Raw genomic sequence first — 26,919 nt, forward strand, 5'->3', positions numbered from 1 at the left:
AGCCAGAATGGTTTCAATCAAAAATTATTTATCTTCTTCGTCATCTTTAAGATCGCCGACAAGGTCACCAAGTGTAAACCCAGTACTCTCTTCGGGAGCCTCTGTTTTAGCATTATTTTCAACCTTTTTCTTCTTAGGTTCGCTTGAAGCAACGCTTGGTTTCTCCTCAAGTGCTTTAATTGACAAAGCTAAACGATGTTCTTCAGGATGAACGTTAAGCACCTTAACCTTAACTGTTTCACCAGAAGTCAACACTTCATTTGGCGTTGCAATATGTTTATGCGAAATCTGTGAAATATGAACCAAACCTTCAACACCTGGAAAGACTTCAACAAAAGCCCCAAAGCTGGTCAAACGTTTTACAGTACCTTCTAAGACATCACCTTCGGCAACCTTTTGATCAAGATCATCCCATGGCTGAGGTAAAGTCTGTTTAATTGAAAGTGAAATTCTTTCTTTTTCAGGATCAACCGCTAAGACCTTGACCTTAACTGTTTCACCCACCTTTAAGACGTCAGATGGTTTCTCAACACGTTCATACGCGATTTCAGAAACATGAACCAAACCATCAACGCCACCTAGGTCGATGAAAGCACCAAAGCTTGTTAAACGAGCAATTTTACCTTCAATAACATCACCAACAACCAGCTTGGCCATAGTTTCTGCTTTTTTGGCTTCACGTTCTTCTTTAACAATTTCTTTGTGCGATAAAATTAAACGGTTTTCACTGGGCTCAATTTCAATAATCTTCAATTCTAATGTTTGACCCTTATATTGATTTAAATCTTCAACAAAACGGTCATCGACCATTGAAGCAGGGATAAATCCTCTAACACCAGCATCTACAACTAAACCACCCTTGACAACTTGTGTTACAGGAGCTGTAATTGTTTCACCGGCCTCAAATTCTTTTTCAATCTCATCCCAAACTTTTCTTGCTTCCAAACGACGTTGCGACAAAAGATAACTGCCGCCCTCTTTGTCAGAACCAATTTTCGAGATAACAACAAGATCAAAAACATCACCGACTTTGACCGTATCTTCAATTTCTTCGCCAGGCTTGGTTACTAATTCTTTAAAAGGCACAACACCTTCAACACCTGTACCTTCTATTCCAACAATAACTTGCTTGGAATCATCAATTGCCAATACTTCTCCTTTGACAACATTGCCAATTTTAACCTCACTGACGCTATCTAACGCTTCTAATAAATCCTTATTTGCATCTGCTTCACTCATGGACTATGTCCTCCTTAACGACTATAACTCTACTTACTATTCTAGCCGAAATTAACAATAAATTCCAGTCAAAATGCACTTTTAGCTATTTTTTGCTCTTTTTTTGTATTATTCCCATAATTTTTGCAACAACTTGCTCGATCGACAACATCGTCGTATCAACTTTTACCGCATCTGCTGCTTGGACAAGCGGTGAAACAGCTCTAGTTGAATCCTTTCGATCACGTTCCGCTATTTCCTGCTCAAGTTGCTCTAAGTCTGCCATTATTCCTTTAGCTTTGTTTTCTTTGAAACGGCGCAAAGCTCTTTCCTTAACACTAGCTACTAAAAAGATTTTAACTTGGGCATCAGGCAGCACAGTTGTACCGATATCACGCCCGTCCATCACGATGCCACCTTTAAAGGCAATCTCCTGCTGACGCTTAGTCAATGCTTCTCTAACACTGAGCTGTGCCGCAACAGTTGAAACATTGTTGGCTATTTCAGGCAACCTAATGTCATCCGTAACCTCATCTTGATCAACATACACCCTCTGACCTTCATCAGATGGCGTAAAGCTTATTTTTATCTCAGCGACCATTTCCTCCAGCGCTAAATTATCATCAAGCTTTACTCCTCTCTTCAGAGCTGCCCACGTGACCGCACGGTACATCGCTCCGGTATCACAGTAAACGTAGCCTAACTGATGTGCAACAAGTTTAGCAACAGTACTTTTACCTGCCGAAGCAGGTCCGTCAATGGCAATTTGCAATAGATCATTCATAACAAAACTCTCCTAACAACATATGAATAAGATTTTTTTACTTAACACGTACTGACTGACCAGGAGACAGTGTTGAACCACTGCTTAAGCTTGGATTTAGTTGTAATAATTCTTCGACTGTCAGACCATTGTTAACTGCAACGCGATACATTCCTTGACCAGCACCAACTGTCACATAACTTGCTGAACTTGAGCTGCTGGAGCTTGAAGAAGATGAACTTTCAGCTTGAGAACTGCTGGACGATTCAACCTGCGAGCTTGAAGTTGAACTAACAGCTGTTTGAGACTCTGACTCACTGGTTTCCGCACTAGAAGTACTGCTCGTATTCGATGATGTTCCTATACTCGCCTTAGAAGTATCAGAACTCGCTTTCTTTTTGTCTGATTGCGAACTTGAACTGCTTTTTTTGGCTTTCTTTTTAGAAGTTGAAGCAACCACATTAACATTATCCCCATCAGAAGACGGCTGCATCGAACTTCTTTGTGATAAAAAATACGCTGCCACAGTACCAATTATGATTGCAATAAAAACTATCAATAAAGATGTTGTCAGTACTGTATTAGTACGTGTTTTTTTGCGGTTTGCAATGCGCGAGTAGTTTCCACTGTCATCTCGCTCATCTTCAAATGTTTTAGCCCACGGCTGTTCACCCTGTTGTTCCTCATTTTTTCGACTCATGCCTATCCCTCCCCGAACTATTATAGTTTATTTTACCATAAGAACAATTATCCAGGTACTTGAGTTGCTAATAACTACGGATTATCTTTATATCGACTATAAATTAAAAAGTTTTCTAATCGTTTTTTGATAATTACTACTAATGGAACTTTCAGCAGTTACTTCTTCCGTTTCTTCCATTCCCAATTTTGCAAGGTCGAGTTTTTCTCCCATTAGCTGACAGCAAAGTCCACTATGAATCTGACTGCCTTCTTCTCCAAAATAGCGTTTTATGTACTCACGGCGGCATTCAGCCGTATTAATATAGGCTAGAATTTCGTTTAAATTTTTACTTTTTTCATCTCGGCGTCTTGAGAATAATTCTTTGACTTGTCTGCTGGATAACCCCTGTTTACAATAATAATCCAGCAATTCGCCCTGCTCTCCAGCATGCCCCTTTAATCTTTGCATATTGTCCATATAATATTGAATCATTTCATCTTCAGGCAAAGTCATATTTATCAGCTGTCTTTGAAGAATAACGTCGCTCGCTTGGTATAAAAGAATAGCAATACTTTGCTTTCCATCGCGCCCAGCACGTCCTATTTCTTGTAAATAACTTTCAAGATCTGCAGGAAGATGATAATGAATCACATAACGAATGTTCTTCTTGTTAACCCCCATTCCAAAAGCGCTAGTAGCGCAGATCACATCTAATTCTCCTCGCATAAATTGTTGTTGAACGGTATACCGATCGATTGCGGTCCGTCCCGCATGATATGAACTAACATTCAACTTGCTTTTTTGCCTAAGCAGATCAGCTATTTCATCAGCCTTCTTTTTGCTTGAGAAATATATTAACCCGGGGGTTTTTAAACGTTCAACTAACTGAACAAGTTTTTGATTTTTTTCCTTCTGATTCTCTACGTTTTCAACAGCTAGAAAAATATTCGGCCGATCAACTGAATGTCTGATAGTTTTGATCTTCTGTCTGTCAAAAAGAATTCTAATAATATCTTCCTCAACCTTTTTAGTAGCTGTGGCAGTTAACGCTAACGTTGTTGGAGAATTCAATTTTTTTCGCAAATCACCTAATCCAAGATAGTCTGGTCGAAAATCCGGTCCCCACTTTGAAATACAATGTGCCTCATCCACAACAAGCAAGGCAAGGTCAAGCCCCATCAATTTTTCCACGACTTCTTTTTTATTAAGCATTTCAGGTGCAAGGTAAATAAAATTAAAATGTTCAAGATGTTCAATGACATACTTTTTGCGTTCAAACGGCAAAACTGATGTCAAAGCGACAACTCTTTTTTCACCCGCGAAACGTAATTGTTCCACTTGATCTTGCATCAAGGATATCAGCGGTGAAATAATGACTACAGGTTTTTTACAAATTTTCCCAATCAATTGATAACACAGGGATTTCCCCGTTCCTGTTGGCAAGATTGCCAACGTTGATTTACGTTCCAATAAACTGTGAATTACATCTTTTTGACCGCTTCTAAACTCCGAGAAGCCAAAGTGCTTTTGTAAGAGTTCTTCTAATTTCTTATCAGAAATGGTCATGGATTTCCCCCTCCCAATTTTTTATTGAGTAAGTAAGTTTAAATAATGATACTATTCTTCAGCTATTTCTAACTTGCTCTGTTCAATTTGATATAATCTGAATTTTGCAAAAGATATTTTGAAATTATTTTTTTGGAGCTCCTCATAACGCCACTTATCAATATCTCCCTTGAAAAGTTTCTTAAACAAACGAGCTTCTTCCACCGATATCAAACGTTGAAAGTTGAAGTTAGGTACAAAAATTGCTGCTTCCAATAAATGTTCAGCAATCGTACTTCCCTTTAATCTGCGTTCAGCTTCTATCTTCGAAAGCGGCATCCCATTTTTATAAAGACGATAGGTTTCCTCAGCACTCTTTGAAAGCAAACTTGTTCTTTTAATCGGCATTACCAAATTTTTAAAAACGCTAGCACCTTCGCTTAGAAACTCTGCAAAACGAGCAGATAAGTCATTCCACAAAAACTCGATGTCACGCGTCGAGCAGCCAGAATTGACAGCAATTTGTTCTGCTGTTTTGGCAACAAGTTCGTGACCAGAAAACAGTTGCATAAAAGCATCTGCATCTTGTGCTTTTTCATTCCCTAAAAACAAAAATAATTGTTCTGCTAAGAGCGGCCCTAAATCATGTTCATAATACTTTTGATACCATATTTTTATAGATGTACGAGCTTGAAAAGACGAAGCTACAACATAATAATGATTATTTTCATAACTTGCCTCAGAGACTACTTGCATTAAAAGTCGTAGGATATCCTGCCATAATTGCATTTTGAATCGACAAAATAAATACGGGCTCTTGATATTATAGTGATTCTTCAAAAAAACATCTCTGCTTTTCACGCCTAATTCTGTCAGGCAGAATCCTTCTCCATTAATCTCAACTAAATATTTTTTTTCGATCATTTCGGTAATCGAATCATCGAATTTTGCTTTTTCAAGTTGAGGCCAAACTGCAAGCCAATCAAGGATTCGGTATCTTAGACCCCAAAAAAGATTTGAAACTGTTCGTTTATTCGAAAGCACTTGTCTCACAACTGCAGGTCTTCTGGGTTGAGTCTTTGAAAAAAAGCGCAACAGCTCATCCATTCTTTTTATATTCCCCCTATCATATAGTTTAAATCCATTTTACCTTAAAAATGTTAAATTCACTTAAATATTGATCTTGTCATTAAATAAAAAAACCGTCGCATAGACAATTCCAAAATTAACTCTATTTTTGGAAGAATGTCCTGCAACAGCCTTGTTATTTGTTAATTTACTCGCATAATAATCTTACATAACTAGTGAAGAATAACCGATCGCTTTTTCAGCCATACACGCATTTTTGCAAAAGCTATCCAGAAGACACCGCCAACCAAAACACCTTTGATCAAGTTGAAAGGTACCACTCCAAATAAAACAATCTCCGCCAATGGTAATGAAAGTTTCATTCCTAAAACCGACATATAAAGAGGAGTTATCACTAGCCAGTTAGCAATTGAAAGTAACAATGTCAAGCTTAACGTCGCTAGACCTATCGACTTGAAAATGTTTAATGAAGTTACACTTTGGTTTTTCCTTAGAACATAAAATAATGGTAATGTAAAAGCCAACGAAGCAATAAGATTGGTCGAAACTCCAATCAAATTAGCAACTGACGGTCCTGAAATAAGAAAATACAATACTGAACGTAGCAACGCCACCTCTATACCACCAAGTGGCCCTAGGATTAACATCCCAAAAAGAATCGGTAAATCAGAAAAATCGATCTTCATGTATGGAACAATTGGAATAACAGCAAATGAAATGAACATTAACAAATACGAAATTCCAGCTAGACAAGCAGCCAGAATATATTTGCGAGAACCAGAATAGAACATCAAAAAAACCCCCATTGATGTTTATCTTCACGGCACTTATTGAAAATAAAAGACCCTGTTGATCAGAGGACCAACAGAGTCTTACTTGCGTTAATATCGTCAAATAAGCCCTATCTTCTTTATCCAGACTATACTGTCGGCACTGGAATCACACCAGTTCAACTACATCACTGTAGGTCGCGGCCTATTACCGCCGGTCGGGAGTTTCACCCTGCCCCTGAAGACAAACTATTATTTTTTACCAATTAAATTTAACATACCCATATCTTTATTGCAAGTTATAACTCTGGCTTATCAAAATCAGGATTTTAAACGTTCAATTTCTTCACGTGTCAGCGGACGATAATCACCAGAAGTCAATCCCTGCAAAGTTAAAAATCCATACGATTCGCGCCGCAATTTTTCAACTGGATACCCGACAGCTGCCAACATTTTTTTGACCTGATGGTAGCGGCCTTCGTGAATTGTTAAGGAAACTAATGCTTTTTTCTTTTTTTGATCACTGGAAACAATCTTGCTTTTGGCAGGTGCTGCTTTATATTTATCGATCTTAACACCCAAGCGTAATTTCTTAAGTGCTTCATTATCAGGAATTCCACTGACTTTAGCTAAATATGTTTTATCAATCTTATAACGCGGGTGCATTAATTTATTCGCCAAATCACCATCATTGGTCATAATCAGCAAACCGGAAGTGTCATAATCCAGACGCCCAACTGGATAAACTCTTTCAGGTATCTCAGCAAAGTAATCTGTAACAACTTTACGTCCCTTATCATCGGATACCGCTGAAATTACCCCACGAGGCTTATAGAATAAGTAATAGACTTTTTGCTCGCGTTCAAGTGACCGGCCCGCAACCGTAATAACATCCTCCGAGCTCACTTTTGTTCCCAGTTCTTTAACGATTCCCCCATTGACCTTGACCTTCCCGTCTATAATCAATTTTTCAGAAGCTCTTCGTGAGGCAACGCCCGCATTAGCCATCACCTTTTGTAAACGTTCGGTTTCCATTTCTAGACACTCTCTTTTCTTTGCTTTTCACCTTGTATAGTTTGATCAAAAAGCTCCATTAGATTTTGCCCATCATCACCAAGTTGCATTTCATCCTTTTCTGGTAATTGTGGCAAATCTTCTAAACTTTTCAAGTTAAAGTAATTCAAAAATAACTCAGTCGTAACATACAGGATCGGTTTTCCTGGTGCATCAAGGCGTCCTTTTTCGATAATCAAGTTGTAAGTCAGTAGCTTATGCAAAGTCCCATTAGATTGCACTCCTCTGATCTGCTCAATTTGAACTCGTGTAACCGGCTGGCAATAAGCCACGATTGCAAGTGTTTCAAGTGCAGCACGTGATAGTGCAGTCATACCTGGTTCTTCAAAATAGTTTTTCAAAAAAGGGGCAAATTCTTTTTTTGTTGCAATTCGATAACGTTCTTCTGTCGAAATTATCTCTATACTGCACTCAGTATCATTACAATATTTATCTTGCAAACGTGTCAATTGATCCTTTACAGCTGGCTTCAACATTCCAGTGCAAGCAGCCAATTGCTGCAATGAAATACCTTCACCGCCACTAACGAACAACAAACTTTCGATTTTGGCTAAATTTGATAACATTTTATGCAACACCTCTTACCCAAATTGGGCCCAATACTTCTGTTTGAACAACAGCCGCTGAACCACGTTTCATTAATTCTAGCAAAGCCAGAAAAGTTGTTACGACGTGTTCAAGCTCAAACTGTCCTTCAAATAATTGTTCAAAGTTGATCGGTTCCTCAGCCTTTTGTAACTGTTTTTTTAATCTATCAACTTCCTCTTTTAGCGTGTATTTTTCTTTGCTGACACGCCGAAAAGCAGCTTTACGGAACCGGCGTTTATTGAACAAACGGACCAAAGCCTGCTGCATTTTTTCTGCATCGCCATGCCCATGCAGATGATCTGCTTGTATCTCTGGCGGAATGTCTTCCTGATCACGTGTATAATGTTTTGCTCGCAAATGTGCTAGTTCATCAAGTTGCTCAGAAACAACTTGATAGCACTGATGTGTCAAAAGTTGCTGTACAAGCTCCGCACGTGGATCTTCCTGCTGCTCAGGCTCAACAATTATCGGGCGCTGTGGCAAAAGCATTTTACTCTTAATGTTTATTAAAGTTGCAGCCATAACTAAATACTCCCCAGCAATGTCAAGTGATAGAACACGCATTCTATGCAGATACTCAATATACTGAGAAGTAATTTCGACCATTGGGATATCATAAATATCCATTTTATTTTGTTTGATAAGATGGAGCAATAAATCAAGCGGCCCTTCAAACACATCCAGCTTAAAAGTTAATTTTGAAGAAGTTTCTAACTGTCGACTTTCATGTTTCATTTGTCCTTCTTCCGCTCCCATTTAGCTATGATCTTTGAGGTATCAAAGCTTCCCATTATCTTGCAGCTTTGAAACAACTCAGACAGTGCATCAAGCATCTGAAAGCTGACACCTTCATTTCTCTCTGTCGGCGTTACAGCTATATGTCTAATCATTAAAATATCATCATTAACTTCAACACCAATAACACCGATAAAATCACCATCATCATTTTTCCATAAAAATAAACTTCTCTCTTCTTCGCTGGCATACCATTTTAATTCAGCTTTCAGGTGAGAAATTTCTTTTAAGTCAGGTATGAATGATAACAAACCCATGGTAATTTTTTCATAATCATTTTTATACTTGTAAAGCATGTCCGACCTCCTGTGGTCCCAACAAATTATCGCATGATAAACTTGCACTTACTTTACCATAATTCTAACTATTACACAAACAGACTATGCTCGGGGATGGTAACGATTATAGATGTCTGTTAACCTCTTTTTTGATAAGTGTGTATAAATTTGAGTAGTCGCTATATCAGCATGTCCCAGTAGTTCCTGAACAACTCGTAGATCCGCACCATTTTCCAAAACATGCGTTGCAAACGAATGCCGCAAAGTATGGGGCGTTACATTTTTATTGATACCAGCTTTTTTAACTTCCGCTTTGAGGTTTTTCCAAATACCCTGTCGCGTTAACTTATGCCCATGATTATTCAAAAAAAGATATGAACTGCTTTTCTTACCAAGTAGTTTTGGTCTGACCTTATTCAAGTAAAGATTCACCCACTTAACTGCTTGATCGCCAATAGGTACAATTCTCTCCTTGTTTCCTTTTCCAATTGTTTGAATTAATCCCATACTCAAGTGCAGGTTGGCAAGCTGCAAATTAACTATCTCACTGACTCGTAGCCCAGTTGCATACATGACCTCAAGAATTGCCCGATTACGCAGGCCTAATTTCTTACCGGTATCTGGCGAATTAAGCAGTCGTTCAACTTCTTTGGTAGAAAGCACTTCCGGCAAATGTTCTTTTCGCTTAGGAGCGTCGATAAGTTCCATTGGATCCTTCTTAATTTTTTCTTCTTCCATCAAGTATTGGAAAAATTTTCGTAGGCTGGTAACCGAACGTACAATTGAGCTAGTCGCCTTTTTTTGCTCTGTTTCTTGCTGCATAAAATCAATAATTACTTGACGTTCAACAGCCTCTAAACTATCGATTTCTCTTTTTCTTAAAAATACCATAAATTGCAGCAAGTCGTTGCGGTAGCTCATCACAGTATTTTTTGCTAAACCACGCTCAACTGTCAGATAATGCAAATAGTCCTCAATGAGATTATTAATCATTCACACCTCCCAAAAAAGTTCACATCAATCACCATGCTCAGATTGCTTAGTATTCTCGCTGCATGAAGAACATACCCCATGAAAAGTCAACCGGTGATCTTGAACCTTAAAGCCATATTTATGCAAAACTTCTTGTTCAACTTCAACAAGCAGATCTTCATGGATCTCCTCAACTTTGCCACAAACACTGCAGAGCAGATGATGATGAAAATGCTGCTGATTTTCACAGCGTAAATCATAACGAGCAACTCCGTCCTCGAATGTAACACGGTCAGCAATCCGCAATTCAGTCAGTAGATCTAGTGTTCGATAAACAGTTGCAAGCCCGATTTCCGGTTCTTCCTGTTTAATCAGCGTGAACAATTCTTCAGCTGAGAGATGCTTTGCTTGATATTCCAAAAGTGTACTAACCGTTGCTCGTCGTTGTGGTGTTAGTTTCATTCCTGCTTGATGTAATTTTTTACCAATTTCAGTAATGCGTTCCTCTTGAAAGACCATTACAGCGTTACCTCTTTTTTATATTCTAAATTTTACTGCTTATTCAAAAATAGTTTTCCATTTTCTTGTTTAACCAAACCGGCTTTCATTAAATGTCCGATAGCGCGTTTAAATTGTCCCTTACTGATACCAAAAAAAGCCTTGATTTCGTCCGGAGAACTTTTGTCAGTGTAGTCCAACTCTCCTTTTTGATGTTCCAACGCAGCTAGAATCATCTGTGCATCATCACTAATAGTTTCATACGCTCTTGGTCGCAATGAAAGATTTAAAACCCCATCTGGTCTGACTCCAATAACTCGAGCTTCCAGCCGCTGTCCAAGGCGCGGCTCCTCATCACGTTCACTGGGATGAATAAAACCCAAAAAGTAATCATCTGTCAACACATGTGTTCCAGCCATTTTCATGCGATAAGTCGTTACAACAACATTTTTATTCTGCATTTTCTCATCTGCTTTTACAGCCAACCCGCGGAAAATATCTTCCGAGGCTAACTCACCCCAGAGACGACCTTTATTATCAATTTTTAACCCTATCATCAATCGATCACCCTTTTTAGGCCATATCTTAGTGATCTCTGGAAGGTCATCTAGCGACACAACAATATCCTTATTAGGCAAACCAACATCCACAAAAACACCCAGATTTCGACGAACCGCCACTACTTCTCCGAAAGCGTATTGATCCAAACCACACTTAGGCGTTTTCTTCGTAAGCTGTAGTTCATGTTCCTCATTTTCATAAGCAAAACCAGTTACTTCTGTTTCTCTAGCAAGAGGTTCTTCAAACTCATCCTTAGCAAATCTAAAGGTTAAACCGTCTTGTTGTGCAAAATAAAAATCATCATTCTCATCTGTAACAACAGCTGTGATCGTTCTACCAATTAATTCTTTCAACTCATTTTTCATGTTGTTTCTCCTCTATGCTTAATTAAAGCTGATATGTAATACACTTATAATACAATATGCAATTCCAGAAGCAATCACAGGTCCTGCAGCTACGCCGTGAAGGAAAACGACACCTATAATTGTACCAATAACCAACGCTACTGTCACTTGCGGCGAACTTGCTAACAAAGACACTCCATTACGCGATAAAACGGCTACTAGAATTCCGCAAGCAACTGCAATTATACCCACAGGCGACTTAAAGACTGTTATTAAATCACGAAACCCGATTTCACCAGTAGCAATTGGAACTAAAATAGCCACTGAAATTACTGTCACACCCCAGTTTATCCCACGGCTTTGAATAACAGGTAAGTACTTGCTGGTATATGGAATTGCTTTTAGCACTAAAACTACTGCAGCCGCAAACGACAACGAAGCATTTTTAACTATTAGTGCGATCAATAATACTAAACCTAAAAAGATCCAACTTTCCATACATTCCACCTCATTAAACTATATACTTCTTTATTCTAACTGAAAGGACTTCAAAATGCTAACTAATATCAGGAAGCATCATTTGTTTACATTAAACTGCGTACTTGATAGTTTTCCTCAACAAGCACACAACTAGAAAAACTTCCTTATGCAAAAAAACAGAAAAGTTTGTCGTCACAAACCTTTCTGTCTCAATCCAAGGAAGCATGAAACACTCCCTAATTAATTAAAATATTTCCCTTGATAAGCGTGAATCTTAAAGTGCGTTTGATGCGCCACGATAAACGATTCCACGACGTGAATCAACAGTTACGACTTCACCATCAGAAATTGAAGTTGTTGCATCTTGTGCACCAACAATAACAGGAATTCCCATTGAAATACCAACTACAGCAGCATGTGATGTTAAACCACCATTTTCAACAATCAATGCGCTTGATTTTTCAATTGCAGGTAAATATTCCTTATCTGTTGTCTTTGTAACTAAAATTCCACCTTCAACAGCTTTCTTGTTAGCTTCTTCAGCTGATGATGCAACAGTTGCCTTACCGATTACTGTTTCATCGCCAACACCTTGGCCAGAAACTAATTTTGAGCCAATAAGTTGAATCTTCATAACGTTAGTTGTTCCCTTTTCACCAACAGGAACACCGGCAGTAATTAAGATCAAATCGCCTTCCTTAGCGAAACCAGCTTCTTTAGCTTTCTCTGTTGCAAGTGTGAACATATCATCCGTTGAAGCTGGTGCTTCAGCCATAACAGGATATACACCCCAGTTAACTGATAGACCACGACGTGTACGATCATCAAATGTAACGGCTAAAATGTCTGCATCTGGACGGTACTTCGAAATCATACGAGCTGTGTGACCGGACTTAGTTGCAGCAACAATTGTCTTGATACCCAAGTTATCTGCTGTTTCTGCAACAGCACGTCCAATTGCTTCTGTAACATCTGTCTTATCGAAATCATTGATTGAAAATGTCTTATGCTGACGCAAAGCATTTTCAGCTTTAATGTCAATACGAGCCATTGTTGCAACTGATTCAACTGGGTAATCACCATTAGCACTTTCACCAGAAAGCATTGTTGCATCTGTTCCATCAAAAACAGCATTTGCAACATCAGAAGCTTCAGCACGTGTAGGACGTGGGTTCTCTTGCATTGAATCAAGCATTTGAGTAGCTGTAATTACCGGCTTGCCTAAAGCATTACACTTCTTAATCAATGTCTTTTGAACCAAAGGAACATTTTCAGCTGGAATTTCAACACCCATATCGCCACGGGCAACCATCAAACCATCTGAAACTTTGATAATCTCATCAAAGTTGTCGATTCCTTCTTGTGATTCAATCTTTGGAAAAATCTGTACATGTTCCATATGTTTTTCTTCAAGAAGTTCGCGAATATCCAAAACATCTTGTGGTTTACGCACAAAACTAGCCGCAATGAAGTTAATTTCATGATCTAATCCAAAACGAATATCATCGGAATCTTTTTCAGTAATTCCTGGTAAGTTGATTGAAACGCCAGGTGCGTTAACACCCTTACGTGATCCAAGGACTCCGGCGTTCAATACTTTACATGCCAATTCCTTATTTTCACGATCGATTTTTTCGATCTGCATATCAATCAAACCATCATCAAATAAAACATGTCCGCCCTCATGGACATCATCGATCAATCCAGGATAAGTAACGGCAATTTTATCATGAGTCCCCTCAAGTGAAGCATCCATTGAAATACGAACTTCATCGCCGATTTCATATTGGATCTTGCCTTCCTTTTGAACCGTAGTACGGATTTCGGCACCTTTAGTATCTAACATGATACCAACCATCTTGCCGGTAACTTTTTCTGCTTCATGAACAATATTCAGACGTCCTAAATGTTCTTCATGGTCGCCATGAGAAAAGTTAAAGCGAAATACGTTAGCTCCTGCCTCGATTAATTTTACAATTGTATCTAGATCTGTACTGGCTGGACCAAGTGTGCTCACAATCTTGGTTTTCTTCATGAGTAAAATCTCCCCTTTGAATAATTTTAAAGATGACTTTAATGTCTAATCTTTACCAAATTAATTAATGCACTGTGTTTCTGCCTACATCGCTGTCCTTAGAAGCGCAAGCGATCGTTTAAATCCTGCAGTGAAACATCCGTTACATGTTTGTGGTTCTCCAATGTATCGATGATATCTGAAGCAACAAGTTTGTTATCTTTGATACCTATTGCGAGACCACCTTTACCTTCAAGTAAAAGTTTAACCGCAAAATCACCAAAACGACTAGCTAAAACACGATCTCTCGCGGTTGGACTGCCACCACGCTGAATATGTCCCAGAGTAATAGCCCGTGTGTGAAGCGCACCGAACTTATCTAGCTTTTCTTTAAATTCGGCAGCAGACATTACTCCTTCAGCTAAAACGACTAAGTTGTGATCTTTGCCATTTGCCCGATTTTGCTTGATTTTTTCTGCAATAGCCTGAATATCATAATCTCTCTCAGGAATAACAATTGCATCTGCATCTGCAGCTATACCTGCCCACAAAGCAATATCTCCAGCACCACGTCCCATCACTTCAACGATAAAGGTTCTTTGATGGGATGTTGCCGTATCGTTGACACGATCAAGCGCATCAAGTGCAACACTGACGGCTGTGTCAAAGCCGACAGTAAAATCAGTTCCAGGAATATCGTTGTCAATAGTCCCGGGCATACCAATAGAATTGAAGCCATGCTGTGTCAAGCGTTCAGCTCCGTGATAAGAGCCATCTCCACCGATAACAACTAAAGCATCAATTCCAAATTTCTTGAGTTGTTCAATACCTTTGAGCTGTGTTTTTTCTTCCGCAAATTCTGGGAAACGAGCAGAATACAATATCGTACCGCCACGTGAAATGATCCCGTCCATATCAATAGACTCTAATTTATGGATATCTCCAGCAACTAATCCAGCAAAACCATAATTAATACCGTAAGCTTCAAGTCCTGCTGACATTGCAGAGCGTGCAATTGCACGAACTGATGCATTCATTCCTGCTGCATCGCCACCACTTGTTAAAATACCTATGCGTTTCATTTTTTCACCTCAAGTAAATATTATGGAACAACACATTCTCCATTGCTTATCTTATCACTTTTATAAGTGTATGTCTTGCAAAAATAGAAATTAATTCACTTTATCACAATATGTTTTCATTTGTTTTCATTCTTTAAAACGACATTCTCTTGGCCTAACAAATTTGATAACGCTACAATAACTTTGGGATCATTCTTGAGCCAATATCGACGATGGAGCATCATTTTTTTAGCAGCATTTTCCTCAAATAAAATAACCGGTGTTTCCCCATGATATTGGAGCATTAATTTAAGCAGTTTTTGCTGAACCGACCTAGCTGTTCCTTTAGGCACCCTTACATAATAAACATTATGCGGCTTTTGCTGGATTTCACTTGCTGGTATTATTTGACGTGCTATTACTTGCAGCCCTCGTTTCGTCTGTTCTGATTCACCACTGACTAGCATCACCCTTTTTTCCTCCAGCATATTGGCAGCCTTTTTGAAAAGATCCGAAAAAACAGTGATGTCAATTTGACCAGTCTGATCCTCCCCAGTTATAAACGCCATTTGTTGGCCTTTTTTTGTCCGGATAACTTTTATCTTTTTAATATAAACCAATAAGTGTATAGGTTTCTCTTGCTCTTGTATTCTTGAAATCACGGTAACTTTTTGAGGAGTTACCAAACTACTGAACTCTTCTACGGGATGTGCTGAAAGGTAGACTCCCAGATACTTTTCTTCGTTTCTCAGGCGTTCTTCCAGCCCTATCTCCGTGAAAGCATCATATCTCGGTGCCAAAGCCTCAAACAATTCAATATTACTGCCACTCAACTCAATATTACTAAGCATTTTTGGTAGATTTTTCAAAAGTGTCGCTCTATTTTGTGTCATTCCATCAAATGCACCTGCGTAAATCAATGCCTCAAGGTATTCTTTTTTCAAATAACGGTTATCTATTCTTTGTAAGAAAGATTGAAAATTGCGAAACTTTCCATGCAGATGTCTTTCCGAAATAATGTGTTTCGCAAAATCGCTTCTAATCGTTTTGATATTTTGCAATCCGAAATATATGTGATGCTTACGTAAAATAAATAAAAGCTGACTTTCATTTACATCCGGAGCATGAATTTTTACATTGTGCTGTTTTGCCTCTAACAAATAATCTTTCATTTTACCGTTATTTCCGATCACTGTATTAAGTACGGCAGCAAAAAAAGCAGCTGGATAATGGCATTTGATGTAAGCAAGTTGAAAGGCCATTTTGGTATACGCAACAGCATGTGATCGATTAAAACCATAACCAGCAAATTTTTCAATATACGCATAAACCTGTTCTGCTGCATCAGCGGTGAATCCCTTTTCTTCAGCCCCTGAAACAAACTGTGTCTTCATCTGCTCAATTACAGCGCCTTTTTTCTTGCTCATTGCGCGTCGCAATATATCAGCTTGTCCAAGGGTGAATCCTCCCATTGCAGAAGCTACTTGCATCACTTGTTCCTGGTATACAAGAATACCATATGTCTTTTCCAAAATTGGTTTTAAAGACTCAGCTGGATAGATGCTCTGTTCTATACCATGCCTCCGCCGAATAAAATGGTCAATATTTTCCATCGGACCAGGCCGATATAATGCATTGACGGCAGCAATATCTTCGAATGACTTAGGCTGCAAGCGCCGCAGCACATTCTTTATTCCAGCCGATTCAAATTGGAACACACCTGTCGTGTCAGCTTTTTGAAAAAGTTTCAATGTTTCCACATCATCTAACGAAATCTTATGCACATCAAGGACTTGCCCATAACCGTTCTGAACCAACTTGGTTGCATTATCTAAAATACTCAAGTTTCGTAATCCTAAGAAATCAATTTTCAACAAGCCCAGCTCTTCTACAGTATCTTTAGTAAACTGCGTCAAGCGAATTTCATCATTGCCAACTTGAAGTGGAACAACATCCACTAGGTTCTTATCACTTAAAATGATACCCGCTGCATGAATCGAAAAATGACGTGGTAAGCCTTCAAGACTATGAGCCGTCTTAAAAAGAAGCCTGTTTTTTTCGCTATCTGCCACCAAATCACGCAAACGAGGTGAGTTCTTATAAGCATCTACCAATGTAATATGCAAAGTTGCTGGAATGGCTTTGCTCCAGACATTCATTTCGAACTGCGGCACACCTAAAACACGTCCCACGTCACGTAAAACCTGCTTTGCACCAAGAGTTCCAAAAGTTATGATTTGGGCCATATGATCCGTTCCATATCTTTGATGCACATATTCGATAATTTGTTGACGCCGATTATCAGGAATGTCCAAATCAATATCAGGCATTTGAGCTCGCTCCTCATTTAAGAAGCGTTCAAAAAGTAAATCATAATGAAGTGGGTCAACATCCGTAATGAACAGAGAATAGGCCACAAGCGAGCCCGCTGCAGAACCGCGTCCTGGGCCGGTAATAATTTTGGCTTGATGTGCATAATTAGTTACATCCCAAACGATTAGAAAATAATCGTCAAAACCCATGCGATGAATAACGTTAAGCTCATAGTCCAATCTTTTTTGATAAGCAGCTGCCTTTTTTTCATCAGTTCCCTTTAGCCTTTTTGCTAAACCTTTTTCACATAATTCACGCAAAAATTGTTGCGGGTTTTTATCTCCAAACGTTTTGAAATGCGGTAGCTGAGGTGCAGAAAAATGCAGTTTTAAATCAATTTCTCGGCAAAGTTTCTGCATCACACTCAAGGGTCTCTGTAAATCACGCTGTTGATATGCAATTTTTAGTTCCGGAACTGGCTGCAGCCATGAAGGTCCCTTAACTTTACTGGCTGCCCTTAACTGCTCCGAACTCAGTTGATTGCCGCTTTTTATTGCTTCAAGCACTTGTAGCTCAAAATAATCACTTTGATTCAAATAATTTACTGGTTCAACAGCAATGGTTTTTAGCTGAGACTCTTCAGCTAATTTATTGAGTGTTGAATACAGAGCGGTTTCCATCTCAAGGCTAATACCTATAAAAACATTTTGAGGATCTCCAACTATTTCACACAATTTTTTAAGATATTTCATTGCATTTGATAACTGACCATTTGAGACCGCTGTGACAACATAATTTTTTTGAGGTGGTACGATTATTGCCAGATCTTGTAATTCCTTTTTATCATCTATCTTTAAAGTCTTCTCGCCCTTGGCTAAGGCCAACATTTTTCTTGTGGAAATCCGCATTAAATTTTGATAACCATGCTCATTTTTTGCAAGCAACAAAAGCTGATCGTCAGCTCCTAGTTCTAAAGTCAGTCCTACTATCGGTTTAATACCAGCAGCTAAGCATTCATGGTAAAAGTCAATTGCTCCATACATAACGTTTAGATCTGTCAGAGCTAGGGCCGAGTACCCCCTTTTCTTTGCTTCACATACTAATTGTGGGATTTTGATTGTACTTTGAAGCAAACTAAAGCTACTGATGACCTGCAAAGCTCCAAACACTGCTGACCCCACCTTTCTATTTATATACGCTTATATTATAGCAACACTTTTCTGCTAAAAAAAACAATAATCTGTTCAATCACTTTCAAAAATTGTTCAAAAAACACAAAAAATATGCTAAACTACTGTTGTATTGCGAGGTGTTGTTCATATGTCAAAACAATTAACTATCTTGTTTTGGGGGTTTATTTATGGTGAAGTTATCGGTTATATAAGTTCAGCCTTGTCAGGCACAGAATTTTCCGTAGTATCCAGTGGTCTTACTGCAATGATCGTTGGTTTCATTGCTATCAATGCCCTTAGCTTTTTCGTAAAAACACCCAAAACAAACAAATAACAAAAAGCGGCTAGTCAACAAAACTAGCCGCTTTTCGTTTGCTATTCTATTAAACTAAACCTCTTCACTTCTTTCTTCAGCTTTGAAAATAAGCTCATTGTGACTTCCTAAATCGATTGTAACAACAGAATGCGGCATGATTTTACCCGCAATAATCTGTTTGGCTAAGGGTGTTTCAACATGATTCGTAATGAAGCGCTGCAACGGACGTGCTCCATAAGCAGGATCATAACCTTCATGTGCAATCCATTCTTTAGCCGTTGACGTTATTTCAAGCTCGATTTCTTGTTCAGACAAACGAGCAGACAAAAGACTAATAAATTTGTCAACAATTTGCGTTATTGCTTGAATATTTAAGGGCGCAAACATAATAATGTCGTCAATTCGATTCAAAAATTCAGGCTTGAAATGTGTTTGTGCCAAATTCATGACTTGTTCACGCGTCTCATCTGTAATCTTTCCACTGGTTGCAGCGTTATCCAATAAAATGCTTGATCCTAAATTAGAAGTCATAATAATAATTGTATTTTTAAAATCAACAGTCCGACCTTGACCATCTGTCAGCCGTCCATCATCAAAGACTTGCAATAGAATATTAAAGACATCCGGATGCGCTTTTTCAACCTCATCCAATAAAACAATTGTATATGGGTTTCTTCTGACAGCCTCTGTCAGTTGACCGCCTTCTTCATATCCAACGTAGCCTGGGGCTGCTCCAACTAAACGCGAGACAGACTGTTTTTCCATATACTCACTCATATCAATGCGCACCATATGCTTTTCCGAATCAAATAGGTTCTCGGCAAGGGCCTTAGCTAGCTCAGTTTTCCCCACTCCAGTTGGTCCGAGGAACAAAAAAGTTCCTAAGGGCTGATTAGGATCCTGTAGACCTGCGCGCGCACGAATAACTGCGTTTGCAACTGAATCGACCGCTTCTTCCTGTCCAATGACCCGCTTGTGCAGACTTTCAGGTAGATGCAGCAGTTTTTCGCGTTCACCCTGAACTAGTTTCGCAACTGGTATCCCAGTAGAACGACTGACCACCTGTGCAATTTCATTTTCAGTTACTGACTCTTCCACTAACCAGTTATCTGGGCGCTCAGCATGCTCAAGCTCGGATAGCTCTCTTTCTAATGCTGGAATAGTTGCATGCTGCAATTTAGCTGCTTTCTCAAGATCATAATTATTTTCTGCTTCTTCTAAAGCATGTTTTGCCTGATCAAGCTCAGCTTTTTTAGAACTTAATTTCTGAATATCCGCTTTCTCATTTTCCCACCGCATTTTGAGAGCATTTGTTTTCTGACGTGATTCGGCTAATTCAGATTGTAGTTCACTGAGTCTCTTCTTCGAAGCCGGGTCGCTTTCCTTTTTCAAGGCTGCTTCCTCAACTTCCTGGCGCATAAGTTGGCGGGTAACTTGGTCAAGCTCAGTCGGCATCGAATTCATCTCAACTCTGATTGTCGCACACGCTTCATCTATTAAATCAATCGCTTTATCCGGCAAGAAACGATCAGTTATATAACGATTAGAAAGTGTTGCCGCTGCAACAATCGCGTTATCATGAATTCTAACCCCATGATGGATTTCAAAGCGTTCTTTTAGACCACGCAAAATTGAAATTGTATCTTCAACACTTGGTTCCTGCACAAGGACCCTCTGGAATCGCCGTTCAAGGGCTTTATCTTTCTCCATATATTCACGATATTCATCCAAAGTCGTTGCACCAATTAAATGTAACTCGCCGCGTGCGAGCATTGGTTTCAAGATATTTCCAGCATCCATACTGCCTTCTGTTTTTCCAGCTCCAACAATATTGTGTATCTCATCAATAAAAAGAATGATTTTTCCTTCACTTTTTGTAATTTCCTTCAAAACAGCTTTAAGACGTTCCTCAAATTCACCACGATATTTTGCACCTGCAATTAACGATCCCATATCTAAGGAAAAAAGTGTTTTATCTTTCAAGTTATCAGGAACATCCTTGCGTACTATCCGCTGGGCCAACCCTTCGACTATTGCCGTCTTTCCAACTCCAGGTTCTCCTATCAGTACCGGATTATTTTTAGTTTTACGTGAAAGAATTCGAATTACATCCCGAATTTCTTCATCACGTCCAATTACCGGATCCTGTTTTCCACTGCGGACTTGTTTGATCAGATCTATACCATACTTTTCTAATGCTTTATATTGTTTCTCTTGATTTTTGGATGTCACACGCTCACCTCCACGAAGATCCTTAACAATCTTTGTCATTTTTTTCTCTGTAAGTCCCTTTGATTTTAAATAATTGGTCAAAGGATGATATTTTAATTTAAACAATGCCAAGAAAAGTGTCTCGATTGCTACATACTCGTCCCCAAAATTTTCACGTAATTTATCCGCTTCTTGCAGCAATTTGAAAAGATTCTGGCTCAGTGTTTGCCCGTAATTCACTTGTCCCTCTACAGTCGCCAATTGATCAATCTCTTTATCAACCTCACTTTCGATCTCTGGAATATCTAATTCCGTTTTTTTTAAGATCTCCGCTCCAAATTCTCCTGGTTGAAGTAAAAACTTAAATAGTTGGGGAATATCTATTTCTTGCTGATGTCTCGTTACTGCGATTTGTTGCGCTTCTGCAAGAGCTTCTTGCACAGCGCTTGTTAACTTGTCTTCTTGCATTTTTATCTCCTTCATCATTTTATTAGTCAGTTTTCAACTAACTGCTTTTCAAAGATAAAACCACCATATTTACACTCTGCTGCACCATAATTTAATCACTACAGTCAGTATGATCAAGTTGACAGTCATTTAAAAATTCTAGTCAAAAACCGCTAAACAAGATTTCTTTCGCTTAAATAGCAGTTTAAATCTCATTTAACGATTCTATTATAAGATGAACATACGTTTGTGTTAACTAATTTGTTCCTGCGACTTCCGCAACAATCTCTAAAATTACAGAAGTAGCCTGTTCCATCACTTGGACAGAAATATATTCAAAACGCGAGTGCATATTTTCACCGCCAGCAAACAAGTTAGGTGTCGGTAGACCCATAAATGAGATTTTTGAACCATCTGTTCCACCACGTACAGGATAAATAACCGGTTCAATCTCAAGATTTTTCATTGCCTTTTCAGCTATGTCAACAACTGTCATATCTTTTTCGATCACTTCACGCATGTTATAATATTGATCTTTCAAATCAAGTATAACTCTTTTAGTGCCGTAACTGGCATTCATCTCAGCAACGATCTCTTGGAATAAACATTTGCGTGCTTCAAATTTTTGTCGATTATGGTCGCGAATAATATATACCATCTTAGCTTTATCAACACTTCCAGCCATTTCCACCAAATGAAAGAACCCTTCCCGCCCAGCTGTTTTCTCTGGTACTTCTCTTTTTGGAAGCTGAGCATGAAAATCAAAAGCAATCTGAAGCGCGTTAATCATTACGCCTTTAGCTGTGGCTGGATGAACATTTTTACCGATTAGTTCTATTTTAGCCTGAGCCGCATTAAATGTTTCGTATTCCAATTCACCTAACGGACCACCATCAACCGTATAAGCAATATCAGCTCCAAAATCGGCAACATCAAAATTATCGGCCCCGGTTCCTATCTCTTCATCAGGCCCGATGCCTATTCTTAACTCACCGTGCTTTATCTCTGGATGTTCAATTAAATACTCAACCGCTGTGATAATTTCAGCAATTCCTGCTTTGTCATCTGCCCCTAAAAGAGTTTTGCCATCTGTTGTAACAAGATCATGTCCAGCATATTTTTTCAGACTTGGAAACTCGCTCGGGGATAATTTATACTGACTATCTCCTAAAGTAATATCAGATTTGCCATCATAGTCCCTCACAAATTGCGGATTAATATTTCGAGCATTAAAATCAGCCGTGTCCATATGTGCTATCAAACCAATTTTTTTAACTTCTTTATTCTCTGGCAGATTTCCTGGCAGTGTTGCAAAAACATAACCGCTTGTAGAAGAAAGACGCACATCCTGTAATCCTATGACTTTCAGTTCTTCAACTAATGCAGCAGCAAACTCAACTTGTGATTCAGTTGAAGGAATTGTAGTAGAATTTTCATCTGAACGTGTTTCTTTTTTTACATATTTGATGAAACGAGAAGTTAGATTCGGATATTTTGTCATCATAAAAACTCCTTTAACTAAAATTAGATAAATGTAAATGGATCTGTGTTGAGCTTAGATTCAACTATTGATAATCCCCAGTCATTTTCAGTATTCCATTTCGTGAACAACTTATGTAATTGTTCCTTGCAGATACTTTCAATGTGATGTCCTGGATCAAGTGCCGATAAACCAGCAGCTAAAATGTCATGTCCCGTATGATATGAAATATCTCCTGTTACATACAACTGGGCTTTTTGCAGTTTGGCTTCGGGATAAAAATTGCCACCACTGCCTCCTAGAACAGCAACGCGCTCGATTTTTCTATTTGGATCATTGGAAACCATGCGTAAAGATTGAAGCTTGAAAACTTTCTTGCAAAATTTGGCGTATTCTCTGACGGTTTGAGGATGCTCTAAAAATCCGACACGTCCCATTCCATATTTCTGCCCTATTTCTTCAATCTTAAACAAATCAAAAGCCGGTTCTTCATAAGGATGCTTTGCAAGCATCGTTTTAAGGATCGCCTCTTTTTTTCGAGCTGGGAAAACAACTTCAACTTTCTCCTCTTTGACTTCTGTTATCTTGCCATTTTCCCCAATCGTTGGATGCGCCTGATCATTTGGACGAAAACGTCCAATACCATTAAGTGAATAAGAACAGTTATCATAATTTCCAATTTGGCCCGCACCCGCATTTCCCAAAGCTATTCGCATTTCAGAAGCAGCTTCTTGAGGAACGAAAACAGCTAATTTGAACATTTGTTCTTGTCGAGCAGGTAACAGAATTGAAGTCTCTTTAAGACCCATCTTTTCAGCAAGCCAATCATTCATCCCACCATTTGCGTTGTCTAAATTTGTATGTGCAGCAAAAACAGTGATATTATTTTTTAACAGTTCAGAGTACATTTTATTTTGCGGATCAGCTAGATCGAAGCGCTTAATTGGTCTGAACATTGCTGGATGATGTGCGAAAATAAAATCAATATTCTTTTCAATGGCTTCCTGCACTACTTCTGGACGCACATCCAAAGTCACCATCATTCTTTTGACTTCAGCATCAAAGCTGCCAAGTTGCAATCCTATTGGATCGCCTTCTTCCGCCATAAAAGAAGGCGCAAGTTCCGCAAAACGATTCACAATGTCTTTTACTTTAACCATTCAACACCCCGCCAATCTTTCTAATTTTATTTTCTAATGCTTTTTTTTGTTCCAACGGAACCTTTCGGGCCTTTTTAATTTCACTCAACAAATGCAGCAGTTTTTCCCGCTCCCGCTCCCATTTTTTTATAAAAATTGAGTTTTTCTCTTTCTTTAAAATGGGACCGAAAAGATAGTCTTCATCAGTCAGATCATCTTTTTCAGCCTTCCATTCAGCAACAATTATTTCATAAATATGATCATTTTCATCAATAATCTCTTCAGTTACAATCTGGTAATTGTTTTCGTTCAGCCATTTTCTGACTTGCCATTCTCCAACATTGGGCTGCAAAATCAATTTAGGCCTTTTTTTTAATTTAATTTTACCTTCATCCAAAATATGGCATATCAGCGGACCACCCATTCCGCATATCGTGATCGTGTCAATTGCATCTTTTTCTGTTACCGCGGCTAATCCATCAGCTAGGCGAACCATGATTTTTTTTTCAAGACCTTCTTTTTTTATTTCGTGAAGAGCATTCAGATATGGTCCCTTTACTACCTCACCTGCAACTGCGTAATCAAGTTCGTTATTCAATCCCAAATACGCAGGTAAATAAGCATGATCCGAGCCAATATCTGCCAGGCGGGCTCCCCTTGGAACATACTTAGCCACCGCTAATAAACGTGTCGATAAATGTTTTGCATCCATTAAAGCACAACAACTCCTTATCAATATAGGACACATTCAAGTATAACTAACTCTGAAAGACAAAAAAAGCCCAAGACACTAAAAATAAATTGCAAATTTTTAGAATACTAACCTTAGTCTTTAAAACAGCACACAAAAAAGTTGAGATAAACTCTGAGTCGCATTCTACCTAAGTTAATGCTTTTTACCTTAAGTTTGCAGGAAAGTCGACCGTCACATCCCAACTTTTAATTTTTATTTAATAATACAACAAATTCCTAATTTTATTTCTATGCCCTAGATAATGCTTTTTCTAAATCCTCAATCAAGTCTTCGCTCTGTTCAATTCCAACTGACAAACGAATCAATTCATTGGAAATACCATTTTTCAATCTTATTTTTTCCGGGATAGAACCATGTGTCATGATGGCAGGGACCTCAACCAAACTTTCGACTGCTCCCAAACTTTCAGCTAAGGTGATGATCTTTAAAGATTCAATAAATTTTTTAACTGAATGTCCTTTCGCAAGTTCAAATGACAACATTCCACCAAAACCATTCATCTGTTTTTTTACAATTTCAAAATCCCTTGCATCTGGATCGCCGGGATAGTAAATTTTAGCGACATTTTCATTTTCATTCAGAAAAGCAAAGATTTTTCGTGCATTGCTTTCATGTGCCTGCATTCTGACTGCCAGCGTTTTAATACCTCGTTGCAATAACCAGCTATCTTGCGGTCCTAAAATACCTCCAATTGCATTCTGAAGGTAACCGATTTTATCACCTAACTTCGAATCCTTTACCACAACTAATCCAGCAACTAAATCACTATGCCCGCCTAAATACTTAGATGCACTATGCAACACAATATCTGCTCCTAAATTAAGTGGCTGCTGAATATAAGGTGTTGCAAATGTATTATCAACGATTGTCAGTAGATCAATTTCATGAGCTATTTCAGATATTGCTGTAATATCAGTTATCCGCATTAATGGATTTGTAGGCGTCTCAAGGTAGATCGCCTTAGTATTGTATTTAATGGCTCCCTTAACTTCATCCAAATTACGCGTATCAACAACTGTAAACTCAAGGCCCTGACGTTTCAACACCGTATTAATTAGCCGAAACGTTCCGCCGTAAACATCATTTCCGACAATAATATGGTCACCTGCAGAAAAAAGCGAGAATACATTGTGAATAGCTGCTGAGCCTGAGGCAAAAGCAAAACCAGCAACACCATTTTCGAGATCCTTGATTAAGTCCTCAACTGCTCTACGTGTTGGATTTCCCGTCCTTGAGTACTCGTATTCAACTTTACCGCCAAGTTCACTCTGAGCGTAAGTTGAAGTTTGATAAATAGGCACATTTACAGCACCCGTTGCCTTATCTCGACTAATTCCTGCATGAATCAATTTTGTATTAAATTTCATTATAAATTTCCCCTTTTCATGAATAAATATTTTGACTTAGGTAACGCTCACTGCTGTCTGGAAAAACAGTAACAATATTACTATTTGGTTCTAATTCAGCAGCCAATTTCAGACTAGCTGCTAGAGCCGCTCCACTGGAACTGCCAATCATTAGCCCTTCCGCTTGGGCCATCTGCTTAACCAAAGAAAAAGCAGCAGCATCACTAATCGTATAAATGCGATCAACATTTTTCTTATCTAAAAATGGTGGTACAAATTCCACGCCTATACCCTCAATTCGATGAGCATGCTCTACTCCACCGTTAAGAATAGATCCTTCTGGTTCCACGATCGCTGTTTTAATATGGGTCATGTGTTCTTTAAAATAACGTGCCATTCCAACAAAAGTTCCACCACTGCCGACTCCTGCTACAAAACCATCAATTGACAGATTATTTGCCTTCATCTCGTGCTCGATTTCGGGAGCAATTGACAGATAATAAGCATCTGGGTTATCTAAATTATCAAACTGCATTGGAACATAACTGTTTTTTATTTCAGCTGACAGCGCACGTGCTTTTTTGATCGCTCCAACTATGCCTTCTTCACTAGGAGTATGCACTAGTTGTGCTCCCAAAGCTTTCATTAAAGTTTGCTTTTCTTGACTAAATTTCTCTGGAACCACTAAAATAGTCTTAAGGCCTAATCGTCCGGCTGCTAGAGCTATTCCGATCCCGGTGTTGCCTGCAGTTGGTTCAATTATCGTTGTACCTTCTTTAACTAATCCTTCTCTCTGAGCTTGATGCAGCATGTATTTTCCAAGGCGATCTTTGATACTCCCACCAGGATTAAACATTTCCAGTTTGGCAAATATATGTGAACCATTTGGCGTGGAAATTTTCAACTGCATCAGTGGTGTGTTGCCGACGAGTTCTTCAACCATTTTGTATATCACTTTTTATTACCTCCTCTTAGAAAAAAGAAAAAGGGCGCGAATCTATTTAAGATT

Annotated in this window: 24 protein-coding genes and 1 riboswitch; of the genes, 1 reads left to right on the forward strand and 23 read right to left on the reverse strand. The window is 38.7% G+C overall.

Annotated features, from left to right (window positions below):
* Positions 1-24 precede the first annotated feature (24 nt).
* The 17 genes from rpsA to dnaE form a co-directional block, all read right to left on the reverse strand.
* On the reverse strand, positions 25-1,239 hold the full coding sequence (gene rpsA / locus FC19_RS03765) for a 30S ribosomal protein S1 (RefSeq protein WP_057875659.1): 1,215 nt from the start codon (positions 1,237-1,239) through the stop codon (positions 25-27).
* Positions 1,240-1,324: 85 nt separating this feature from the next.
* On the reverse strand, positions 1,325-2,002 hold the full coding sequence (cmk, locus tag FC19_RS03770; protein WP_057875660.1) for a (d)CMP kinase: 678 nt from the start codon (positions 2,000-2,002) through the stop codon (positions 1,325-1,327).
* 37 nt (positions 2,003-2,039) lie between these two features.
* Positions 2,040-2,681 (reverse strand): LysM peptidoglycan-binding domain-containing protein, encoded by a 642-nt coding sequence (locus FC19_RS03775; RefSeq protein ID WP_057875661.1) that lies wholly within the window; start codon positions 2,679-2,681, stop codon positions 2,040-2,042.
* Between the two features lie 96 nt (positions 2,682-2,777).
* Positions 2,778-4,229 carry a RecQ family ATP-dependent DNA helicase gene (locus FC19_RS03780; RefSeq protein WP_057875662.1) on the reverse strand — a complete coding sequence of 484 codons (1,452 nt, stop codon included), beginning with the start codon at positions 4,227-4,229 and terminating at the stop codon, positions 2,778-2,780.
* A gap of 51 nt (positions 4,230-4,280) precedes the next feature.
* The gene (locus FC19_RS03785) at positions 4,281-5,315 is read right to left on the reverse strand and encodes a helix-turn-helix domain-containing protein (RefSeq protein ID WP_057875663.1); all 1,035 of its coding nucleotides are present in this window, start codon (positions 5,313-5,315) and stop codon (positions 4,281-4,283) included.
* A 194-nt stretch (positions 5,316-5,509) separates the two neighbouring features.
* Positions 5,510-6,088: an ECF transporter S component gene (locus FC19_RS03790; RefSeq protein WP_057875664.1), complete on the reverse strand. Its 579-nt coding sequence runs from the start codon at positions 6,086-6,088 to the stop codon at positions 5,510-5,512.
* Positions 6,089-6,196: 108 nt separating this feature from the next.
* Positions 6,197-6,317: riboswitch (FMN riboswitch) on the reverse strand.
* Positions 6,318-6,388: 71 nt separating this feature from the next.
* A complete protein-coding gene (locus tag FC19_RS03795) occupies positions 6,389-7,102 on the reverse strand; it encodes a pseudouridine synthase (RefSeq protein WP_057875665.1) in 714 nt (237 codons plus the stop codon).
* Between the two features lie 2 nt (positions 7,103-7,104).
* Positions 7,105-7,707 (reverse strand): SMC-Scp complex subunit ScpB, encoded by a 603-nt coding sequence (gene scpB / locus FC19_RS03800; protein WP_057875666.1) that lies wholly within the window; start codon positions 7,705-7,707, stop codon positions 7,105-7,107.
* Between the two features lies 1 nt (position 7,708).
* Positions 7,709-8,464 carry a segregation and condensation protein A gene (locus FC19_RS03805; RefSeq protein ID WP_057875667.1) on the reverse strand — a complete coding sequence of 252 codons (756 nt, stop codon included), beginning with the start codon at positions 8,462-8,464 and terminating at the stop codon, positions 7,709-7,711.
* On the reverse strand, positions 8,461-8,820 hold the full coding sequence (locus tag FC19_RS03810; protein ID WP_057875668.1) for a GNAT family N-acetyltransferase: 360 nt from the start codon (positions 8,818-8,820) through the stop codon (positions 8,461-8,463). The genes FC19_RS03805 and FC19_RS03810 overlap by 4 nt, the downstream gene beginning before the upstream one ends.
* Before the next feature lie 84 nt (positions 8,821-8,904).
* Positions 8,905-9,795 carry a site-specific tyrosine recombinase XerD gene (xerD, locus tag FC19_RS03815; protein WP_057875669.1) on the reverse strand — a complete coding sequence of 297 codons (891 nt, stop codon included), beginning with the start codon at positions 9,793-9,795 and terminating at the stop codon, positions 8,905-8,907.
* 24 nt (positions 9,796-9,819) lie between these two features.
* Complete coding sequence (gene fur, locus FC19_RS03820; RefSeq protein WP_057875670.1) at positions 9,820-10,293, reverse strand: ferric iron uptake transcriptional regulator; 474 nt, start codon at positions 10,291-10,293, stop codon at positions 9,820-9,822.
* Between the two features lie 32 nt (positions 10,294-10,325).
* Positions 10,326-11,198 (reverse strand): CvfB family protein, encoded by an 873-nt coding sequence (locus FC19_RS03825; protein WP_057875671.1) that lies wholly within the window; start codon positions 11,196-11,198, stop codon positions 10,326-10,328.
* Between the two features lie 18 nt (positions 11,199-11,216).
* Complete coding sequence (locus FC19_RS03830; RefSeq protein ID WP_057875672.1) at positions 11,217-11,675, reverse strand: DUF441 domain-containing protein; 459 nt, start codon at positions 11,673-11,675, stop codon at positions 11,217-11,219.
* A gap of 256 nt (positions 11,676-11,931) precedes the next feature.
* The gene (gene pyk / locus FC19_RS03835) at positions 11,932-13,692 is read right to left on the reverse strand and encodes a pyruvate kinase (protein ID WP_057875673.1); all 1,761 of its coding nucleotides are present in this window, start codon (positions 13,690-13,692) and stop codon (positions 11,932-11,934) included.
* Positions 13,693-13,790: 98 nt separating this feature from the next.
* Positions 13,791-14,753: a 6-phosphofructokinase gene (gene pfkA / locus FC19_RS03840; protein WP_057875674.1), complete on the reverse strand. Its 963-nt coding sequence runs from the start codon at positions 14,751-14,753 to the stop codon at positions 13,791-13,793.
* Between the two features lie 116 nt (positions 14,754-14,869).
* A complete protein-coding gene (gene dnaE, locus FC19_RS03845) occupies positions 14,870-18,214 on the reverse strand; it encodes a DNA polymerase III subunit alpha (protein ID WP_083488343.1) in 3,345 nt (1,114 codons plus the stop codon).
* Positions 18,215-18,365: 151 nt separating this feature from the next.
* Between dnaE and FC19_RS03850 the strand changes: the two genes are divergently transcribed.
* On the forward strand, positions 18,366-18,551 hold the full coding sequence (locus FC19_RS03850; protein WP_057875676.1) for a DUF2929 family protein: 186 nt from the start codon (positions 18,366-18,368) through the stop codon (positions 18,549-18,551).
* A 54-nt stretch (positions 18,552-18,605) separates the two neighbouring features.
* Here the strand turns inward: FC19_RS03850 and clpB are convergent, their stop codons facing one another.
* The 6 genes from clpB to FC19_RS03880 form a co-directional block, all read right to left on the reverse strand.
* Entirely contained in the window at positions 18,606-21,212 is a 2,607-nt protein-coding gene (gene clpB, locus FC19_RS03855; RefSeq protein WP_057875677.1) for an ATP-dependent chaperone ClpB, read from the reverse strand.
* A 235-nt stretch (positions 21,213-21,447) separates the two neighbouring features.
* Positions 21,448-22,692 (reverse strand): peptidase T, encoded by a 1,245-nt coding sequence (gene pepT, locus FC19_RS03860; protein WP_057875678.1) that lies wholly within the window; start codon positions 22,690-22,692, stop codon positions 21,448-21,450.
* Between the two features lie 23 nt (positions 22,693-22,715).
* Positions 22,716-23,831 (reverse strand): Nif3-like dinuclear metal center hexameric protein, encoded by a 1,116-nt coding sequence (locus FC19_RS03865; RefSeq protein WP_057875679.1) that lies wholly within the window; start codon positions 23,829-23,831, stop codon positions 22,716-22,718.
* Entirely contained in the window at positions 23,824-24,522 is a 699-nt protein-coding gene (locus FC19_RS03870; protein ID WP_057875680.1) for a tRNA (adenine(22)-N(1))-methyltransferase, read from the reverse strand. Before FC19_RS03870 ends, FC19_RS03865 begins: the two co-directional genes overlap by 8 nt.
* A gap of 269 nt (positions 24,523-24,791) precedes the next feature.
* A complete protein-coding gene (locus FC19_RS03875; protein ID WP_057875681.1) occupies positions 24,792-25,931 on the reverse strand; it encodes a trans-sulfuration enzyme family protein in 1,140 nt (379 codons plus the stop codon).
* A 16-nt stretch (positions 25,932-25,947) separates the two neighbouring features.
* Positions 25,948-26,865 (reverse strand): PLP-dependent cysteine synthase family protein, encoded by a 918-nt coding sequence (locus tag FC19_RS03880; RefSeq protein WP_057875682.1) that lies wholly within the window; start codon positions 26,863-26,865, stop codon positions 25,948-25,950.
* Positions 26,866-26,919: the final 54 nt, after the last annotated feature.

This window comes from Liquorilactobacillus aquaticus DSM 21051 (assembly GCF_001436755.1).
In the GTDB taxonomy this organism is placed as follows: domain Bacteria; phylum Bacillota; class Bacilli; order Lactobacillales; family Lactobacillaceae; genus Liquorilactobacillus; species Liquorilactobacillus aquaticus.